This window comes from Mesorhizobium sp. M1E.F.Ca.ET.041.01.1.1, assembly GCF_003997355.1.
Taxonomy (GTDB): Bacteria; Pseudomonadota; Alphaproteobacteria; order Rhizobiales; family Rhizobiaceae; genus Mesorhizobium.
Map to the genome: position 1 here is coordinate 1 of NZ_RZSL01000083.1, position 16,585 is coordinate 16,585.

General features: G+C 64.3%; 14 protein-coding genes. 12 read left to right on the forward strand and 2 right to left on the reverse strand.

The genetic code is table 11. From position 1 onward, the window contains the following. The 6 genes from EOA38_RS09915 to nuoB all read left to right on the forward strand — a co-directional run. Nucleotides 1-1,151 (forward strand): proton-conducting transporter membrane subunit (locus tag EOA38_RS09915; RefSeq protein WP_281060092.1); only part of this gene is annotated, 1,151 nt, incomplete at its 5' end. Further along, a complete protein-coding gene (locus tag EOA38_RS09920) occupies nucleotides 1,142-2,098 on the forward strand; it encodes an NADH-quinone oxidoreductase subunit H (RefSeq protein ID WP_127299065.1) in 957 nt (318 codons plus the stop codon). The genes EOA38_RS09915 and EOA38_RS09920, both read left to right, overlap by 10 nt. Further along, on the forward strand, nucleotides 2,098-2,760 hold the full coding sequence (locus tag EOA38_RS09925) for a hydrogenase-4 component E (protein ID WP_126090892.1): 663 nt from the start codon (nucleotides 2,098-2,100) through the stop codon (nucleotides 2,758-2,760). Before EOA38_RS09920 ends, EOA38_RS09925 begins: the two co-directional genes overlap by 1 nt. Continuing rightward, nucleotides 2,757-4,208, forward strand: a complete 1,452-nt coding sequence (locus EOA38_RS09930; protein WP_127299066.1) for a hydrogenase 4 subunit F — start codon at nucleotides 2,757-2,759, stop codon at nucleotides 4,206-4,208. Before EOA38_RS09925 ends, EOA38_RS09930 begins: the two co-directional genes overlap by 4 nt. 20 nt (nucleotides 4,209-4,228) lie before the next feature. Then, entirely contained in the window at nucleotides 4,229-5,752 is a 1,524-nt protein-coding gene (locus tag EOA38_RS09935; protein ID WP_127299067.1) for an NADH-quinone oxidoreductase subunit C, read from the forward strand. Nucleotides 5,753-5,821: 69 nt separating this feature from the next. After that, nucleotides 5,822-6,361: an NADH-quinone oxidoreductase subunit NuoB gene (gene nuoB, locus EOA38_RS09940; protein ID WP_127299068.1), complete on the forward strand. Its 540-nt coding sequence runs from the start codon at nucleotides 5,822-5,824 to the stop codon at nucleotides 6,359-6,361. A gap of 114 nt (nucleotides 6,362-6,475) precedes the next feature. Here the strand turns inward: nuoB and EOA38_RS09945 are convergent, their stop codons facing one another. Beyond that, entirely contained in the window at nucleotides 6,476-7,354 is an 879-nt protein-coding gene (locus EOA38_RS09945) for a LysR substrate-binding domain-containing protein (protein WP_245480807.1), read from the reverse strand. Nucleotides 7,355-7,590: 236 nt separating this feature from the next. Here EOA38_RS09945 and EOA38_RS09950 point away from each other — a divergent pair, with 236 nt between their 5' ends. The 3 genes from EOA38_RS09950 (at nucleotide 7,591) to adhP (ending at nucleotide 11,358) form a co-directional block, all read left to right on the forward strand. After that, on the forward strand, nucleotides 7,591-8,985 hold the full coding sequence (locus tag EOA38_RS09950; RefSeq protein WP_127299070.1) for an FAD-binding oxidoreductase: 1,395 nt from the start codon (nucleotides 7,591-7,593) through the stop codon (nucleotides 8,983-8,985). A 21-nt stretch (nucleotides 8,986-9,006) separates the two neighbouring features. Beyond that, the gene (locus EOA38_RS09955; protein WP_127299071.1) at nucleotides 9,007-10,182 is read left to right on the forward strand and encodes an MFS transporter; all 1,176 of its coding nucleotides are present in this window, start codon (nucleotides 9,007-9,009) and stop codon (nucleotides 10,180-10,182) included. A gap of 96 nt (nucleotides 10,183-10,278) precedes the next feature. Then, the gene (gene adhP, locus EOA38_RS09960) at nucleotides 10,279-11,358 is read left to right on the forward strand and encodes an alcohol dehydrogenase AdhP (RefSeq protein WP_127299072.1); all 1,080 of its coding nucleotides are present in this window, start codon (nucleotides 10,279-10,281) and stop codon (nucleotides 11,356-11,358) included. Nucleotides 11,359-11,520: 162 nt separating this feature from the next. Here adhP and EOA38_RS09965 read toward each other — a convergent pair whose 3' ends face one another. Beyond that, nucleotides 11,521-14,346 carry a winged helix-turn-helix domain-containing protein gene (locus tag EOA38_RS09965; RefSeq protein WP_127299073.1) on the reverse strand — a complete coding sequence of 942 codons (2,826 nt, stop codon included), beginning with the start codon at nucleotides 14,344-14,346 and terminating at the stop codon, nucleotides 11,521-11,523. Between the two features lie 237 nt (nucleotides 14,347-14,583). On the opposite strand from EOA38_RS09965, the gene EOA38_RS09970 reads away from it, so the two are divergent. From EOA38_RS09970 to EOA38_RS09980, 3 genes are all read left to right on the forward strand, one after another. Continuing rightward, the gene (locus EOA38_RS09970) at nucleotides 14,584-15,000 is read left to right on the forward strand and encodes an organic hydroperoxide resistance protein (RefSeq protein WP_127299074.1); all 417 of its coding nucleotides are present in this window, start codon (nucleotides 14,584-14,586) and stop codon (nucleotides 14,998-15,000) included. Between the two features lie 58 nt (nucleotides 15,001-15,058). After that, nucleotides 15,059-16,120 carry an alpha/beta hydrolase gene (locus tag EOA38_RS09975; RefSeq protein ID WP_127299075.1) on the forward strand — a complete coding sequence of 354 codons (1,062 nt, stop codon included), beginning with the start codon at nucleotides 15,059-15,061 and terminating at the stop codon, nucleotides 16,118-16,120. Between the two features lie 63 nt (nucleotides 16,121-16,183). Continuing rightward, on the forward strand, nucleotides 16,184-16,585 hold a 402-nt coding region (locus EOA38_RS09980; RefSeq protein WP_348627514.1), incomplete at its 3' end, for a cytochrome P460 family protein.

The following is a 16,585-nucleotide window of genomic DNA, read 5'->3' on the forward strand; positions in this document are numbered from 1 at the left end:
TCCTTCATGCGCTGATGGAAAAGGACCTCAAGCGGCTGCTCGCCTACTCGACCATCGAGAACATCGGCGTCATCTTCGCCAGCCTCGGCCTTGCGCTTGCCTTCAAGGCGAATGCCATGCCGTCGGCGGCGGCGCTGGCCTTCACCGCGGCGCTGTTCCACGTGCTGAACCATTCCTTCTTCAAGAGCCTGCTGTTTTTCGGCGCCGGTGCCGTGCTCTCGGCGACCGGCGAACGCGACATGGAGAGACTGGGCGGCCTCATCCACCGTCTGCCGGTGACCAGCTTCGTCTTCCTCGTCGGCTGCGTCTCGATCTCGGCGCTGCCGCCGTTCAACGGCTTCGCCTCGGAATGGCTGGCCTTCCAGGCCATATTGCAGAGCCCCGAGCTGCCGCAATGGGGGCTGAAGGTGATCGTGCCCGCCGTAGGCGGCATGCTGGCGCTGGCCGCGGCGCTGGCCGCGGCTTGCTTCGTCAAGGCATTCGGCATCACTTTCCTCGGCCGGGCGCGATCGGCGGTGGTGGAACAGGCGCATGAGGTCGACCGCTTCTCGCTGGCGGCGATGGTCGTGCTTGCCGTCCTCTGCCTGCTCGCCGGCGTCGTGCCTGGCTTTGTCATCGACGGCCTGTCGACGGTGACGCTTCCGCTCATCGGCGACCGCATGCCGGTGCAGTCGGCGCAGCCCTGGCTGTCGATCGTGCCGATCGCCGAGAGCCGCAGTTCCTACAACGGCCTGCTGGTGTTCGTCTTCATCACGATCTCGGCGTCGCTCGCGGCCTTCTTCATCCACCGCTTCGCCTCGCACGCGCTGCGCCGGGGCCCGGCATGGGGTTGCGGCTTCGACGACGCGGCGCCCGCCGCGCAATATACGGCCGTCAGCTTCGCGCAGCCCATCCGCCGGGTGTTCGGCGGATTCGCGTTCCGCGCCCGCGAGACGGTGGAAATGCCGGCGCCGGGCGCGCTCGACCCGGCACGCATCAAGGTGGACATTCACGATGTGGCCTGGGAGACGTTCTACCAGCCGATCGCCGGCGCGATCGATTTCGCCACCGAACGGCTGAACTACCTGCAGTTCCTGACGATCCGCCGCTATCTGACGCTGGTTTTCCTCTACCTCGTCATCCTGCTTCTGGTGCTTGCGCTATGGCCATGATTTTCCAGTTGGCCGTGCAGGGCGCGCAGATGCTGCTGGTGCTTTTGCTGGCGCCGCTGCTGATCGGCTTCGTGCGCAAGGTGAAGGCAAGGCTGCTGCGCAGGCAAGGCCCCCCGCTGATCCAGCCCTATCGCGATCTCATCAGGCTGATGCGCAAGGAGGTCGTGCTGGCCGACAACGCATCCTGGCTGTTCCGCGTCACGCCCTACCTGATCTTTGCCGCCACCTGGGTCGCGGCGGCGCTCGTTCCGACATTCGCCGCCGGTCTCGAGTTCAGCTGGACCGCCGATCTCATCGTCATCGTGGCGCTGCTCGGCAGCGCGCGCTTCTTCCAGGCGCTGGCCGGAATGGACGTCGGCACCAGCTTCGGCGGCATCGGCGCCAGTCGCGAGGTGATGATCGCTTCGCTGGCCGAACCGGCGATGCTGCTCATCGTGTTCAGCCTGGCGCTCGTCGCCGGCGCCACGCAGCTTTCGACGGTCGCCGCCTTCATGGGTTCGCCCGAAGTCGGATTGCGGGTGTCGCTCGGCATGTCGCTGATCGCCCTGGTGATGGTGGCGATCGCCGAGAACGCGCGCATACCGGTCGACAATCCGGCCACGCATCTGGAGCTCACCATGGTCCATGAGGCGATGATCCTGGAGTATTCCGGCCGCCATCTGGCGATGATCGAGCTCGCCACCTTCCTCAAGCTCGTGCTCTACGTGTCGCTGATCTCCTGCGTCTTCCTGCCCTGGGGACTGGCAAGCGTCGGGGCGGGACCGAAAGCGCTTGCGATCGGCGCCGCAGCCTATATCGCCAAGCTCGCGGTGCTTGCCATCCTGCTTGCCGTGTTCGAGACGGCGGTCGCCAAGATGCGCGTCTTCCGCGTGCCGGACTTCCTCGGCGCGGCGCTGATGCTGGCGCTGCTCGGCACGCTCTTGCTGTTCGTCTCGCGGAGCCTGTGATGAACGGTCTCACCTTCGACATCGCTCACCTGCTTGCCGGCAGCCTGGTGCTGGTCTCCTTCATGATGCTCTACCAGGACCGCCTGTTCGCGCTGATCAACGTCTTTGCCCTGCACGCGGTCGTGCTTGCGCTCTCGGTGGCCTGGCAGGCCTATATCCAGGACGCGCACCACCTCTACATCACGGCGGCAATAGCGCTGGTGTTCAAGGCGATCGTCATCCCCGTCGGGCTGCATCGCATCATCCAGCGGCTCGGCATCCACCGCGACATCGAAACCGCCGTCGGCATCGGTCCGACCATGCTTGCAGGCATTGGGCTGGTGACGCTCTCCATGGTGCTGATGCTCAGGGTGACGCCCGAGGCCGACCCGCTCGCCCGCGAGGACCTCGCCTTCGCGCTGTCGATCATATTGCTGGGGCTCTTGGTGATGGTCACAAGGCGCAACGCCGTCAGCCAGGTCGTCGGCTTCATGTCGCTGGAGAACGGCCTGGTGCTGGCCGCCACCGGCGCCAAGGGCATGCCGCTGGTGGTCGAGATCAGCGTCGCCTTCTCGATCCTGATCGCCTTCATCGTCATCGGCGTCTTCCTGTTCCGCATCCGCGAGCGGTTCGATTCGGTCGATGTCGGCGCGCTCGACGACTACCGGGGAGAGCGCCAGTGACCGCGTTTTCCTTCGATGCCGTCGCCGCCATCCTTTTGATCCCCGCGGGCGCCGCGGCCATTCTCGCGGCGCTGCCGAACTACAAGATGACCGCGGGCGTGAACGTCATAGCGAGCCTGCTGACCTTGCTCGCGGCGCTGTCACTGTTCATCACGGAGCGGCCGGCGCCAGGGCAATATCTGATCATCGACGACCTCAACATCGTCTTCATCGTGCTCAACACATTCGTCGGCTTCACCACCAGCGTGTTCAGCGCGTCCTATATCGGGCATGAGCTGGAAACCGGCCGGTTGACCGCGCCGAACCTCCGGTTCTACCACGCGATGTACCAGATCATGATGTTCGGCATGAACCTCGCCTTCGTGTCGAACAATATCGGCCTGATGTGGGTCGCGGTGGAGCTCGCCACGCTGACCACCGTGCTGATGGTCGGCATCTACCGCACCCATGAGGCGCTCGAGGCGGCCTGGAAATATTTCATCCTCGGCAGCGTCGGCATCGCGCTCGCGCTGTTCGGCACAATCCTCGTCTACATGGCCGCACAACCGGTCGTCGGCGAGGGCACCAATGCCATGGTCTGGTCGGTGCTGATCGAAAAGGCGGCGCATTTCGACCCGGCTTTGCTCAGCGTCGCCTTCATCTTTCTGCTGCTCGGCTATGGAACCAAGGTCGGGCTCGCCCCCCTGCATGCCTGGCTGCCCGATGCGCATGCCGAGGGTCCGACGCCCATCTCGGCGGTGCTGTCGGGCCTGCTGCTCAACGTCGCGCTCTACGCCGTGCTGCGCTTCAAGCTTTTGCTCGCCGCGAGCCCGGAGGCGATCGGCCCGGGGCCGCTGATGGTCACGATGGGGCTGACCTCGCTGATCTTCGCGGCCTTCATGCTCTACCGCCGCCGCGACATCAAACGGCTGTTCGCCTATTCCTCGATCGAGCATATGGGCATCATCGTCTTCGCCTTCGGCATGGGCGGCCCGCTCGCCAACTTCGCCGGCCTGCTGCACATGGTCATGCACAGCCTGACCAAGTCGGCGATCTTCTTCGCCGTCGGCCATATCGCGCAGGTCAAGGGCACGCAGAAGATCTCCGAGATCAGGGGGCTGACCGAAAGCCACCCCGGACTTGGCTGGGCGCTCGTGATCGGCGTCGTCGCCATCGCCGGCCTGCCGCCGCTCGGCATCTTCATGAGCGAATTCCTGGTCGTCAGCTCGACCTTCGCCAGGCATCCCTGGCTGGCGATCCCGCTGGTGTTCGGGCTGCTCATCGCCTTCGGCGCGCTGCTTTTGCGGCTGACCGGCCTCGCCTTCGGCGAGCCGCGCGGCGGCACGGCGCCGGTCGAGGCGTCCTACGTGCCGATGTATTCGCACCTCGCTCTGGTGTTTGCCGCCGGCATCTATCTGCCGGCGCCGCTGGTCGCCTGGTTCCAGCATGTCGCCGGTATCCTGGGGTAAGGCGCATGGTGAGGAAAAGCATGCCCGCACTCACAGATCTCATCGAGGCCGGCCGGCCGGCCGAGCACCACGCCCCGTGGAGACGCGCCGTGGTCGCCCCGAAGGTCTGGAACCTTGCCGTCAAGCAGCTCGCCGGCGGCCGCTGGAGCCTGCTCGGCCTGTGGGGAGAACCGGACAGGGTGCACATGGCGCTCCTCGATGAAGCGCGGGACATTGGCGTAATCAGTCTGGACTGCCGCGGCGGCCGCTATCCGTCGGTCGGCCAGTACCATCCGCCGGCCCTGAGGTTGGAGCGCGCCGCGGCCGATCTCTTCGGACTGGCGCCGCAAGGGCTTCCCGACACCCGCCGCTGGCTCGATCATGGCCAATGGGGCATCAGCCATCCTCTGGCGGCGCAGCCCGGGAAGCCGGCGGCCGGGTCCTCCTATCGGTTCCTCGCGGCGGAGGGCGACAGCCTCCACCAGATCGCGGTCGGACCCGTGCATGCCGGCATCATCGAGCCAGGACATTTCCGATTCACGGCAAGCGGCGAAACGGTGGTGCGGCTGGAAGAGCGCCTGGGCTATGTGCACAAGGGCATCGAAGGCCTGATGGCCGGCGCGCCGGTCGATCGCGCGGCAAGACTCGCGGGCAGGACCTCCGGCGACAGCACGGTCGCTTATTCGCTCGCCTTCGCGCGCGCCGTGGAGGCGGCGCTTGGCGTCACGCCACCGCCGCGCGCGATATGGCTGCGGGCGCTGATGGCCGAGCTGGAGCGCCTTGCCAACCACCTCGGCGATATCGGCGCCATCTGCAACGACGCCGCCTTCGCGCTGATGCACGCGCATTGCGGCGTGCTGCGCGAACGCGTGCTGCGCGCCGCCGATGCGGCCTTCGGCCATCGCCTGATGCGCGACCGCGTCGTGCCCGGGGGCGTGGCAGGCGATCTCGGCGAAGCGGGCACGAGCGCCATCCGATCGCTGATCGCGGAGATCAGGCAGCGCTTTCCGCATCTGGTCGAGCTCTACGACAACACCGCGTCGCTGCAGGACCGGACGGTGGCGACCGGCCGGCTCAAGGTCGAGCTTGCCAGGCAATATGCCGCCGGCGGTTATGTCGGGCGCGCCTCCGGCCGCGATTTCGATGCGCGGCGCAACGCGGTCTACGCACCCTATGACGAACTCACCTTCGATGTGCCGGTGCTGCAGGAGGGCGACGTCAACGCACGCGTCTGGATCCGCGTCCGCGAGGTCGAGCAGAGCCTGTCGCTGGTCGAGCAGATGCTGGGGCGGCTGCCGGCCGGCGCGATCCGCGCCGATATCGCCGCGGCGGACAATGTTGCAGACGGGCCGCGCGAGGGCATGGCGCTGGTCGAAGGGTTTCGCGGCGACATCCTGGCCTGGCTGCGCATCGGCGAGGGCGGCTTGATCGAGCGCTGCCACCTGCGCGATCCCTCATGGTTCCAGTGGCCGCTTCTGGAAGTGGCGATCGAAGGCAACATCGTCGCCGACTTCCCGCTCTGCAACAAATCGTTCAACTGCTCCTATTCCGGCCATGATCTCTAGAACCATGATCCCGAAAAGTGGAGGCCGGGTTTTCGGAAAAGATCATGGTCAACCAATTGGCATGCCGTCATGCGCAAGCTCCTCTTTGAAAGTCTGATCCGCCCGCCCCTGACCGAGCGCCCGCCGCAAGTAAGCGATGCGGCGGTCGATGAATTGGCGCGCTCCCTCGACGGCGCCGCCCTCAGGAGGCTGGGCCGGAGCCTGTCGATCCGGGCGATCGACGCCGGTTCCTGCAATGGCTGCGAGCTCGAGATGCACGCGCTCAACAACGCCTTCTACGACATCGAGCGCTTCGGCTTCCGCTTCGTCGCGTCGCCACGCCATGCCGACGTGCTTTTGGTCACCGGGCCGGTCACCAAGAACATGCGCGAGGCATTGAAGCGAACTTGGGACGCGACGCCAAACCCGAAATGGGTGGTCGCGCTCGGCGACTGCGCGAAGGACGGCGGCTGCTTCGCCGGCAGCTGTGCCGTCGTGGGCGGCGTGGCAGACGTCGTGCCCGTCGACCTGCACATTCCAGGCTGCCCGCCGCCGCCGATCGAGATCCTCAAGGGATTGATCGCGCTGCTCGACGGCGCGAACGGGAAGGGTGGCGCTTCGGAAGGCTGAAATAGCGGCAAGCCCGACTCTACCCATACGGCGACAATTCAATCTCGATGGACGAGCTCATGCTGGCAATCGACCCCAATCGCTGCTCGCCTACGTCAAATCACAACCTTGCGCTCAAATCACGGTTCTCATCCACGCCAGGAAGGATTCCATCACCGCGGATCGCGGGCTGTGATGCATCCACACGACATAGAAGCTGTAGCCCGGCAGGGACAATGGATGCGCTTTGACGAGCGTGCCGCTTTCCAGTTCACGGCCGACCACGACGTCACTTAAAATCGCAATGCCTTGCCCGGCGACAACCGCATCGATCGCGTGCAGCTCCTCACGGAAGCTCAAGTCCCAGGCCTTGTCCGGGATCAGGTCCGGATCGATTGAACGGGCCGTCACCAGCCATCGGCGCCAGGTGGGAGCGTCCGGATCGCGGCTCATCCAGTCGAAATGGATCAACGGATAACGCAGGAGATCGGCGGCCCGCTCGATCGCCCGCCCATCGCTCGCCAGCAATCGCGGACTGCAAATGGGAAAGAAGGAATCGCGGCACAGCTCTTGCCCGGCAAAGCCCAAAGGCGGGCGCCGTGTATAACGGATCGCCACGTCCGCGGCGCCGGCGCGCAGATCGAGCAGCGCGTCCGTCCCGATGATCTCCAACGGCACGGCCGGGTTGGCTTCCCGCCATTTCGGCAACCGCGGCACCAGCCATCGGCTGGCGAAAGCATTCGGGCTGGTCACCCGCAGAGGCGCTTGAAAATCCGGCTCCGCGACCGCGGCAAGGGAACCGGCGAGAAGATCAAAGCCGTTGCGCAGGATAGGGAACAGCCGCGCTCCCGCACCCGTCAGCGCGAGCGGGCGCGGCCGGCGCTGGAACAGCTTGCAACCGCATATCTCTTCCAACAAGCGGACCTGGTGGCTGATCGCCGTCGGCGTCACGCCGAGCTCCACCGCCGCGGCCTTGAAACTGCCGTGCCGGGCGGCGGCCTCGAAGGCGTGCAAAGCACGGAGCGGCGGGCAGTTCCTCATGCCGGCAGTGTAGATGAATTCTGCTCATCCAGTAGCTAAGAATTTCGCTTTTGCAGAAGGTTGGCCCCTGTGAGACCCTAGAGTGGTTCGCCGTTTCACGGAAACGGCGAACCACTCTATCTCTTAGTTTTCACGCAATTCCGGACAGAAAACCGCTTCACACTTTTCCTGGAATTGCTCTAGTCCGGTTGGAACCGAGGACGGCGACGATGGAGATTCCGCGACAAACCGATGCGCTATTGGGCCGATCCCATGTTCCGAGCGCGGCGACTGAACGGCTACGGCAGGGCTTGCGAGGCGAAGTGGTGTTGCCGACGGACGCTGGCTACGACCAGGCGCGCGCGGTCTGGAACGGGGCGATCGACAAACGCCCTGCCGCAATTGTCTTTTGCACCAATCCCGATGACGTCGTCCATGCCGTGATCCATGCCAGGTCACAAGGCTCACTCGTGGCCGTTCGCAGCGGCGGCCACAACGTCGCTGGTTTGTCCGTCTGCGACGATGGGATGGTGATCGATCTATCCCGCATGAAGAAGATTTCCGTCGATCCCGAGCGCCGCATCGTCCGAGCCGAGGCCGGTCTGACCCTCGGCGAGTTCGACGCGGCCACGCAGGCCCACGGTCTTGCGACGACCATGGGCGTCAACGGCGACACCGGCATTGCCGGCCTCACGCTCGGTGGAGGCTTCGGCAAGCTCGGGCGAAAGCACGGCCTGAGCTGCGATAATCTGATCGCGGCCGAAATCGTCACGGCCGACGGACGGCTGTTGCGGACAAGCGCCGGCGAGCATCCTGACCTGTTCTGGGCCCTGCGGGGCGGCGGCGGCAATTTCGGCATAGTGACGGCGTTCGAATACCGGCTGCACCCGCTCGGCCCGGCCCTTCTCGTCGGCTCGGTGCTGCACGCCTACGATCAGGCGCGCGAGGCCATGCGGTTTTACGACAAATTCTCCCGTGACGCCCCGGACGAGGTGAGCGTCGACGCCGCGCTCGTCACACTGCCGTCGGGCGATCGCGCCTTCAGCATCTCGGCTTGTTATGTGGGGTCTCCCGAAGCGGGCGGGCCCGTCATAGCACCGCTGATGAAATTCGGATCTCCCATTGAAAGCCGCCTCCAAGCCGTTCCTTATCTCCAGATTCAATCGGCGGGCGACAGCCTTTTCCCGCGCGGACGGCGCTATTACTGGAAAGCGCAATTCCTGCATGAAATCAGCGATGGTGCGATCGACGCGCTGCTCGACAGTTACGCGAGGGCTCCCAATCGCTCGTCCCTGCTGGTTTTCCAGCAGGTCGGCGGCGCGATCGCCCGCGTGCCCGCGTCGCACTCGCCTTATGCCAATCGCGATGCGGCCTTCGATTGCTTCCCGATCGCCATCTGGGACAATCCGGTCGATGACGAGGCAAATATGCGCTGGGCGCGCGAGCTGTGGAATGCGGTCAAGCCATTCTCAACCGGCGGGGTCTATGCGAACAATCTTGGCGACGAAGGCGACGAGCGCGTGCGTGATGCTTATGGCGGAAATTATGCGCGCCTCGCCGCCATCAAGAAGCAATACGACCCGACCAACTTCTTCCGATTGAACCAGAATATCAGGCCTGGATAATTCGCAATCCGTGAGAGAACCGTGCGCAGCCGCTGGACGATCCTTGCTGTGCTCTTTGTCGCCCGCACCGCGATGGCGTTTCAGTTTCAGAGCGTTGCCGCCGTCGCGCCCCTTGTCAGCGCCAGCCTCGGCGCAAGCCTGGCCGACATCGGCATTCTGATCGGTCTCTATCTTGCACCGGGTGTCGCGCTGGCCCTGCCTGGCGCGACCATCGGCCGGCGCTATGGCGACAAGGCGACCGCTCTCGCCGGCCTGCTGATGATGCTGGCGGGTGAAATGCTGATGACGGCGTCGACGTCCTGGAGCCTGCAGATCGGCGGGCGACTGATCGGCGGCACCGGCGGCGTTCTCCTGAACGTGCTGATGACCAAGATGGTCGCCGACTGGTTTGCCGGCTGGGAAATCGCCACCGCCATGGCCATCTACATCAACTCGTGGCCGGCGGGCATCGCTATCGCTCTCATGCTGCTGCCGGCAATCGGAACAACCTTCGGGCTGACCGCCGTGGGCATTGCCGTTTCGGCCCTGGTCGTCGTCAGCATCGGCTTGTTGGCTTTCATCTATCGCACCCCGGAGATGCCGCCCGCCGGTGGCGTCGAACGCTCCGGCATTTCGGCCGGGACAACCTATGCCCTCATTGCCGCCGGTCTGATCTGGTGCCTTTACAATGTCGGCTTCGCGATGGTCTTCAGCTTCGGTCCGTCGATGCTCGTCGAGCGGGGGTGGTCCAATTCGGCGGCGGGATCGACGATCAGCGTCGTGATTTGGCTGGCCGCGCTTTCGGTCCCCCTGGGTGGCTTGCTGGCGGATCGCACCAAACACAGCGGGACAGTTCTCGCCGCGGGCTGTGTGGGTTTCGCATTCCTGATGCTCCTTCTATCGCGAAGCGGACCAGTGCTGGCCCTCATCATCGCCATGGGGATCGTATGCGGCCTGCCTGCCGGCGCGATCATGAGCTTGCCCACGCGCGTGCTCGATCAGAGGACGCGATCGGTCGGGATGGGCGTGTTCTACACCGTCTACTATGCCGGCATGCTTGCCGGGCCGGCGATCGGCGGCAAACTCGCTGTTTGGGCAGGCACCGCGACGGCCGCTCTCGATTTCGGCGCTGCCGCCCTGCTCCTTTGCCCTCTCCTTCTCTGGTCATTCCAGCGGATCAGCCGCCTCCCGCAGCCGATGGCGGTTCCATCCCGGTAGGTGCTCCCAACGACCGAACGATGCATGCCTTGACCTCGATCAAGGCATGCCCGCTCCGCGACCCTACTCTTCCGGCATTCACAAAAGGAGCAGGCGATGACGAAGACGATGAAAGCTGCGGTGGTGCACGATTTCGGCAAGCCGCTCACAATCGAGGACGTGCCGGTGCCCGCGCCGGGACCCGGTGAGCTGCTTGTCAAGGTGGTCGCCTGCGGCGTGTGCCACACGGACTTGCACGCGGCCGAGGGCGACTGGCCGGTGAAGCCGGCGCTGCCTTTCATCCCCGGCCATGAGGTGGTCGGCGTCGTGGCCGCGCTCGGTCCCGGCGTCAGCGATTTCAAGGAAGGCGATCCCGTCGGCGTCGCCTGGTTGCACGACGCGTGCATGCGTTGCGAATATTGCGAGACCGGCTGGGAAACGCTGTGCGAGCATCAGCACAACACGGGTTACAGCTGCAACGGCGGCTTCGCCGAATATGTCATCGCTTCGGCGGCCTTTGCCGCGCGTCTTCCTGCCGGCGTCGATTTCGCGCAGATGGCTCCTATCCTGTGCGCGGGCGTGACGACCTACAAGGGCTTGAAGGAGACCGAAGCGCACCCTGGCGAATGGGTCGTGATCTCCGGTATCGGCGGGCTCGGCCATGTGGCGATCCAGTACGCCAAGGCAATGGGCCTGAAGGTCGTGGCGCTCGACATCGCAGCGGACAAGCTCGCCCTGGCGCGCGCGGCCGGCGCGGAGGGGGTCATCGACGCCCGTTCGCCGGACGCGGTGGCCGATGTGCTCAAGGCGACCGCCGGCGGCGCGCACGGCATCTTAGTGACGGCCGTCTCGCCGCCGGCCTTTTCACAGGCGCTGCGCATGGTGCGCCGCAAGGGCACGGTTGCTCTTGTCGGCCTGCCGCCGGGGGAATTCCCGACCCCGATCTTCGATGTGGTGCTCAAGCGCGTCACGGTGCGCGGGTCGATCGTCGGTACGCGGCGCGATCTCGATGAGGCCATCGCCTTCGCGGCCGAAGGCAAGGTGAAGGCCGAAATCACCAAGGCGCCGTTAAGCGACATCAATGCGATCTTCGCCAGACTCAAGGCAGGCAAGATCGACGGCCGCGTGGTGCTGGATCTAACCGGCTCCGACAGGGCAAGCGCGAGGAAACTGGAGCTAGCCGAGTCAGAAACCTAAAAATATCAGCGGTTTCAACCGGATGAAATGGCGCGCCCGAAGAGATTCGAACTCCTGACCCCCAGATTCGTAGTGAGTTATGTCAAATTCTCATTTGAAATGAATATCTTACCAAAAGGGCATTTTGGATTGCAGAAAAATTGGATGATCCAGATGCCATCTCTAGCGCAGCGTCGCCAGCAGGCGTGCCGCAGACTTCAGATCAGCCGTATCGAAGCCCTCCGCGAAACGCTCGAACAGCGGTTGGAGTAAAGCTCGGGCCCTTTCGTATTGGCTGCGGGCAGCCAGAAGGGTAGCCAGGTCCATCGCAGCGCGCAGCTCCCACCCCCGTGCACCATGACCGCGGCTCATTTCGAGCGACCGCCTGAGATACAATTCCGCCTCGTCATCAGCACCCGGCTTCGTCACGCGGACGAGGTTTGCTTTCCCCCGCAGCAACTCCGGCATGTAGCAAAGATCCCCATTTGCCTCGACCGATCGAATTGTCTCGTTGATCAGCGCGAGAGCTTCCGCGAACCGGCCCGTCGCGGCGAAGCCTTGAACGAGCGCGATGCTGAGCGGCGTTGTGAGCAGTTCGTATGGGGCTGCGTGAAGGTCCTGAAGAACGCGTTGCAGGCTCCGAACCCCGCTTTCTGCATCGCCTCGACGAATCGCGAGTTCTCCTTGGAAGCCTCGCCCGACTGTGAGGTAAGGCCTGAGAGAGTGCAGCTCGGCGCAGGAGAAAAGACGATTGATGTGCTCCTCCGCGCGGTCGAAATCACCGACCCAGACCAACACGGAAACTGCCCAGACCAGAGCGATGGAGAGCGTTAGCGGATGGTCCAAGGTTTCCGCATCCTTGACTGTCAGCAGCGCACGCTCCACCGCGCGATCCGGATAGCCTTGCAGCCAGAGTGTCCTGGCCAGAATCGCGTCTGCGAGAATTCTGCCGTCAAAGCCGAGATAGTTCGTCGTGGTCCGGTCAGAACGAGGGCCGTATCGCAGCGCCTCTTCGAGCGCAGTCCGCGCACGGCCATGCTCCCCGTTCAGATGGAGCGAGATTCCCATCAACGAGTGCGCCAATGTCGTGGACACGGAGTCCTTGATAGTGCCAGCGATGACGGAGCAGCGCTCCGCATAGCTGAGCGCCGTCCTGAACCCTCCTGTGCGCAGATGGAACATCTGCAATGGACCCAAAACCTGGAGCTGATCGAGCGCATTGCCTCGCTCCTCGGCAATGGCGAAGCTTCTGTTCAATGCCGCACGCGCAGCGTCCTGTCCTCCGCGCGTGAACATCAGGGATACACCCGAGGCCGCCTGAAGACGCATCTCGTCGGGCCCTCCATGCGTGCTGTTGTCCAGGGCGAGAATTGCCTGGGCAGCCCAGCGGTGGCATTCGGTGAGCAAGGACATCGACAGGAAGACTGGCGCTGTGGCAGTGGCAAGCCGGATGCCGAGCTGAGTGTTCCCGTCAGGCCCGAAGCACCATTCCAAGGCTGCTCGCACATTCGCAATGCCGGCGAGGTGTAGAGCGCGCTGCGCGGCGCTCGACAAGGTCGGCCATTCAGTTCCAGTCTCCTCCAGCCATCGCAGATAGTAGGTGACGTGACGGGCGGCCAGCTCCGTGAGTTCGGCATCGTGGACGTCGAGCTGGAGGGCATAGGCCCGCGTCGTATCGAGCAGCCGATACCGCATTGTTGCGCCGGCCGGTCTTGCGGCGATCATCGATTTGGCTACGAGGCTGTCGATGGCACCAAACACCAGAGTCTCGTCAGCAGTGGGGCTCGTCACGATCGCCAGGGCGGCCTCAATCGAAAAGTGGCCAACGAACACGGCGAGCCGGCGAAGCACCAGACGCTCGAACTCGGACAGAAGCCCGAAGCTCCAGTCCAAAGTGGCCTGGAGGGTCTTCTGGCGCGGCGGGGCGGTGCGCTGCCCCGGCCACAGCAGGGTCAGCCGCTCGTCGAGAAGGGCCGCGGTCTTATGAAGGCCGTAGCTCGCAACCCGTCCGGCCGCCAGCTCGATCGCGAGCGGCATGCCGTCAAGCTTCCGGCATATGTCGGCCACGACCTTGGCATCCGCGTCGTCGAGATCGAGGCGAGCGCCACTAGCCGCGGCGCGTTCCACGAACAGCTGGGATGCGGGGAAGCCCTGCGCAACTGACACCGTGAGCTCCGGATCGTCCGGCGGGTATGCCAGCGGCGCCAGCTTGTAAACGTTCTCCCCTTCGACCAGAAGCGGCTCGCGACTCGTCGCGAGGATGTGAGTCTGCGGCGTGTCGGCGAAGATACGGGTTGCCAGGTCTGCAGCCGCATCAATGACATGCTCGCAGGTATCGAGGATCAGGAGGGTCCGCCGCCCCGCGAGATAGGCGATCAGCTCGGAGATGGCGTCGTTGGACTGTGGTGACAGCCCGAGCGTCGAGGCCACCGTTGTTGCGACCAGGCTGGGATCGCTGAGCGCGCCTAGATCGATGAAGTGCACGGCGCCAGCGAACACCTCGATCACATCATGCCCGACCGCCACCGCAACGGTGGTCTTGCCGACCCCACCCGTGCCAACGATTGTGACGAAGCGCGTGGCAATGAGCTGGGTTGAAAGCTCGATAGCATCATCGGCCCGCCCCACCATACGAATGAGCCGGCTTGGTAGATTGGCGTGATAGCTGGCGGCGACCTCGCTGTGCACATCGTTCCGACTGCCCGATCGCGAGATCGGTGCCACAAAGCAGTAGCCTCGTCCGGCCAGGGTAGCGATGTAGCGCGCGCCGTCCTTGCCGTCCCCCAAGGCTTTTCGCAGGTTGGCCATGTGAAATCGCAGGCTACCCTCCTCCACAGTGACATCGGGCCAGACATGAGCCAGCAGATCCTTCTTGCTGACGACCTCGTTTGGGCGGGCAGCCAAAGTCGCCAGGATGTCGAAGGCGCGTGCACCGAGATCAACCGGCACGCCCTGGCGCAGAAGGAGCCGTTCGTTCGCAACCAGAGTGAAGGGACCAAACGAAATCATGTCGCTTGTCGCGGCTCCGATCGTATCATGGAGTCATCCTTCGCCTGATTGAGGAGGATCCCGGCTCGCAGAAGGGCTTTCCCTCAGGACAGATTCGCGCCGAGTGACGATCTGCGGCGAGACTTGCTGCCGCTGGCGAGCACTAACAGCTCCTCATAACGCATAACGGGCCAGCAGGGCGACATCTCTCTATGTGTCGAAGCAGCACAGCCTTCCATCGACTAACGGAGAGTGATCATGCCCACACACACAAAACGGCTCTACACTGGCAAAGTCCGCACTACCGGCGGTCGGGACGGAGCATCCCGCAGCTCCGACGGGAGGCTGGATATCCGGCTATCGACACCCGGAGGTCAGGGCAGCGGCACCAATCCGGAACAGCTGTTCGCGGCCGGCTGGTCGGCCTGCTTCGAGGGAGCGATGGCGATCGCCGCCCGTAAGATGAACGTCGCGCTGCCTGCCGGCACAGCAATCGACGCTGAGGTGGATCTGAACGTCGATGAAGGTGCCTACTCCCTCAGCGCGCGCCTCGATGTGAGCCTGCCGGGTCTCGACCCCAACGTCGCACGAGCGGTCGTCGACGCGGCCCATCAGACCTGCCCCTACTCGAAGGCCACACGCGGCAACATCGATGTCGAAATTACCCTGATCTAGCCCTCGATCCCGACTGTCGGTCGGCCCTGACCAAACCTCACAGCAAGGCGGTGCAGCAATGAATGCAATCAGAACTCCGGAAGACATCGACCATTCCCGCCGGCGCCTGTTCGGCATCGCCGCCGTGACCTTGGCGGCGGCGCAACTCGGCGCGATCAGTGATGCGAGTGCACAAGGGGGCGATCCGGAAACCATCGCCTCAGGCTCCATAAAGCCGCGGACTTCATTTGCATTGCTGAAGCAAATCGACGCAGGCCTGCTGAACGTTGGATATGCCGAGGACGGCCCTTCGGACGGCCCTCCAGTCATCCTTCTGCACGGCTGGCCCTATGACATCTACAGCTATGCCGACGTCGTACCGCTTCTTGCGGATTCGGGTTACCGCGTGATCGTGCCCTATCTGCGCGGCTACGGCACGACGCGCTTCCTGTCGGACGCTACCGTCCGAAACGGCCAGCAGGCGGCGCTTGCCGTCGACCTCATCGCCATGATGGATGGCCTCGGGATTCAGAAGGCGGTCGTTGCGGGCTACGACTGGGGGGCACGGACCGCCAACATCGTCGCCGCGCTCTGGCCGGAGCGTTGCAAGGCCATGGTGTCTGTCAGCGGATATCTGATCGGCAATCAGGCGGCCAACATGGCGCCGCTGCCACCGCAGGCCGAGCTCCAATGGTGGTATCAGTTCTATTTCGCCACCGAACGTGGCCGTGCAGGCTATGCGAAAAATACGGCCGACTTCGCCAAGCTGATCTGGAGGCTCGCCTCCCCGCAGTGGAAGTTCGACGATGCCACTTTCGCCCTGAGCGCAGCAGCCTTCGCCAATCCGGATCATGTCGACATTGTCATCCACAATTACCGGTGGCGTCTCGGCCTCGCCGCAGGCGAACCCAAATACGACGACCTGGAAAAACAGCTCGCTACGTCTCCCATGATCGGCGTGCCGACGATTACGATGGAGGGCGACGCCAATGGCGCGCCGCATCCGGAGCCCAGCGTCTACGCCAAGCGATTTTCCGGCAAGTACGAGCACCGGCTGATCACGGGCGGCATCGGTCACAACCTGCCGCAGGAGGCACCACAGGCCTTCGCCCAGGCAGTCATCGACGTCGACCGGTTCTAGCCACTCGACAGAAGGAACATTGCGATGAGGCGCGTTAATCTCGCATTGGCCGGGCTGGCGGCGATATTCGTCACAGCGGCGGGTGCTGCGCTTGGAGCCGGCGCGGGTTCGGAGGCGACGAATGCGTCGCCGATCTATGGCGTGACGATCCCCGACGGTTACCGGGGTTGGGAACTGGTCGCCCCAGCGTTGGAAGCGGACCCGCTGAACGAGCTTCGTGCAGTCGTCGGCAATTCGGTTGCAATCGAAGCCTATCGTGCTGGCACGCTGCCGTTCCCGGACGGTGCTGTTCTCGTCAAGCTGGCATGGAAGCGGGCGCAATCGCCCGAATTTGAGCCCGCTTCTGTTCCCGGGGCAGCGACGACCGTCCAAGTCATGGTCAAGGATTCGAAGAAATATGCGGCCACGGGCGGATGGGGCTTCGGCAGGTTCGTCGACGGCAAACCGGTCGATGAGGCTCAGCAC

Excerpts from the sequence above, each read along its gene's own strand:
- EOA38_RS09920 (WP_127299065.1), top strand. The coding sequence starts at position 1,142 with ATGGCCATGATTTTCCAGTTGGCCGTGCAGGGCGCGCAGATGCTGCTG.
- EOA38_RS09925 (WP_126090892.1), top strand. The coding sequence starts at position 2,098 with ATGAACGGTCTCACCTTCGACATCGCTCACCTGCTTGCCGGCAGCCTG.
- EOA38_RS09935 (WP_127299067.1), top strand. The coding sequence starts at position 4,229 with ATGCCCGCACTCACAGATCTCATCGAGGCCGGCCGGCCGGCCGAGCAC.
- nuoB (WP_127299068.1), top strand. The coding sequence starts at position 5,822 with ATGCGCAAGCTCCTCTTTGAAAGTCTGATCCGCCCGCCCCTGACCGAG.
- EOA38_RS09950 (WP_127299070.1), top strand. The coding sequence starts at position 7,591 with ATGGAGATTCCGCGACAAACCGATGCGCTATTGGGCCGATCCCATGTT.
- adhP (WP_127299072.1), top strand. The coding sequence starts at position 10,279 with ATGACGAAGACGATGAAAGCTGCGGTGGTGCACGATTTCGGCAAGCCG.
- EOA38_RS09965 (WP_127299073.1), bottom strand. The coding sequence starts at position 14,346 with ATGATTTCGTTTGGTCCCTTCACTCTGGTTGCGAACGAACGGCTCCTT.
- EOA38_RS09970 (WP_127299074.1), top strand. The coding sequence starts at position 14,584 with ATGCCCACACACACAAAACGGCTCTACACTGGCAAAGTCCGCACTACC.
- EOA38_RS09975 (WP_127299075.1), top strand. The coding sequence starts at position 15,059 with ATGAATGCAATCAGAACTCCGGAAGACATCGACCATTCCCGCCGGCGC.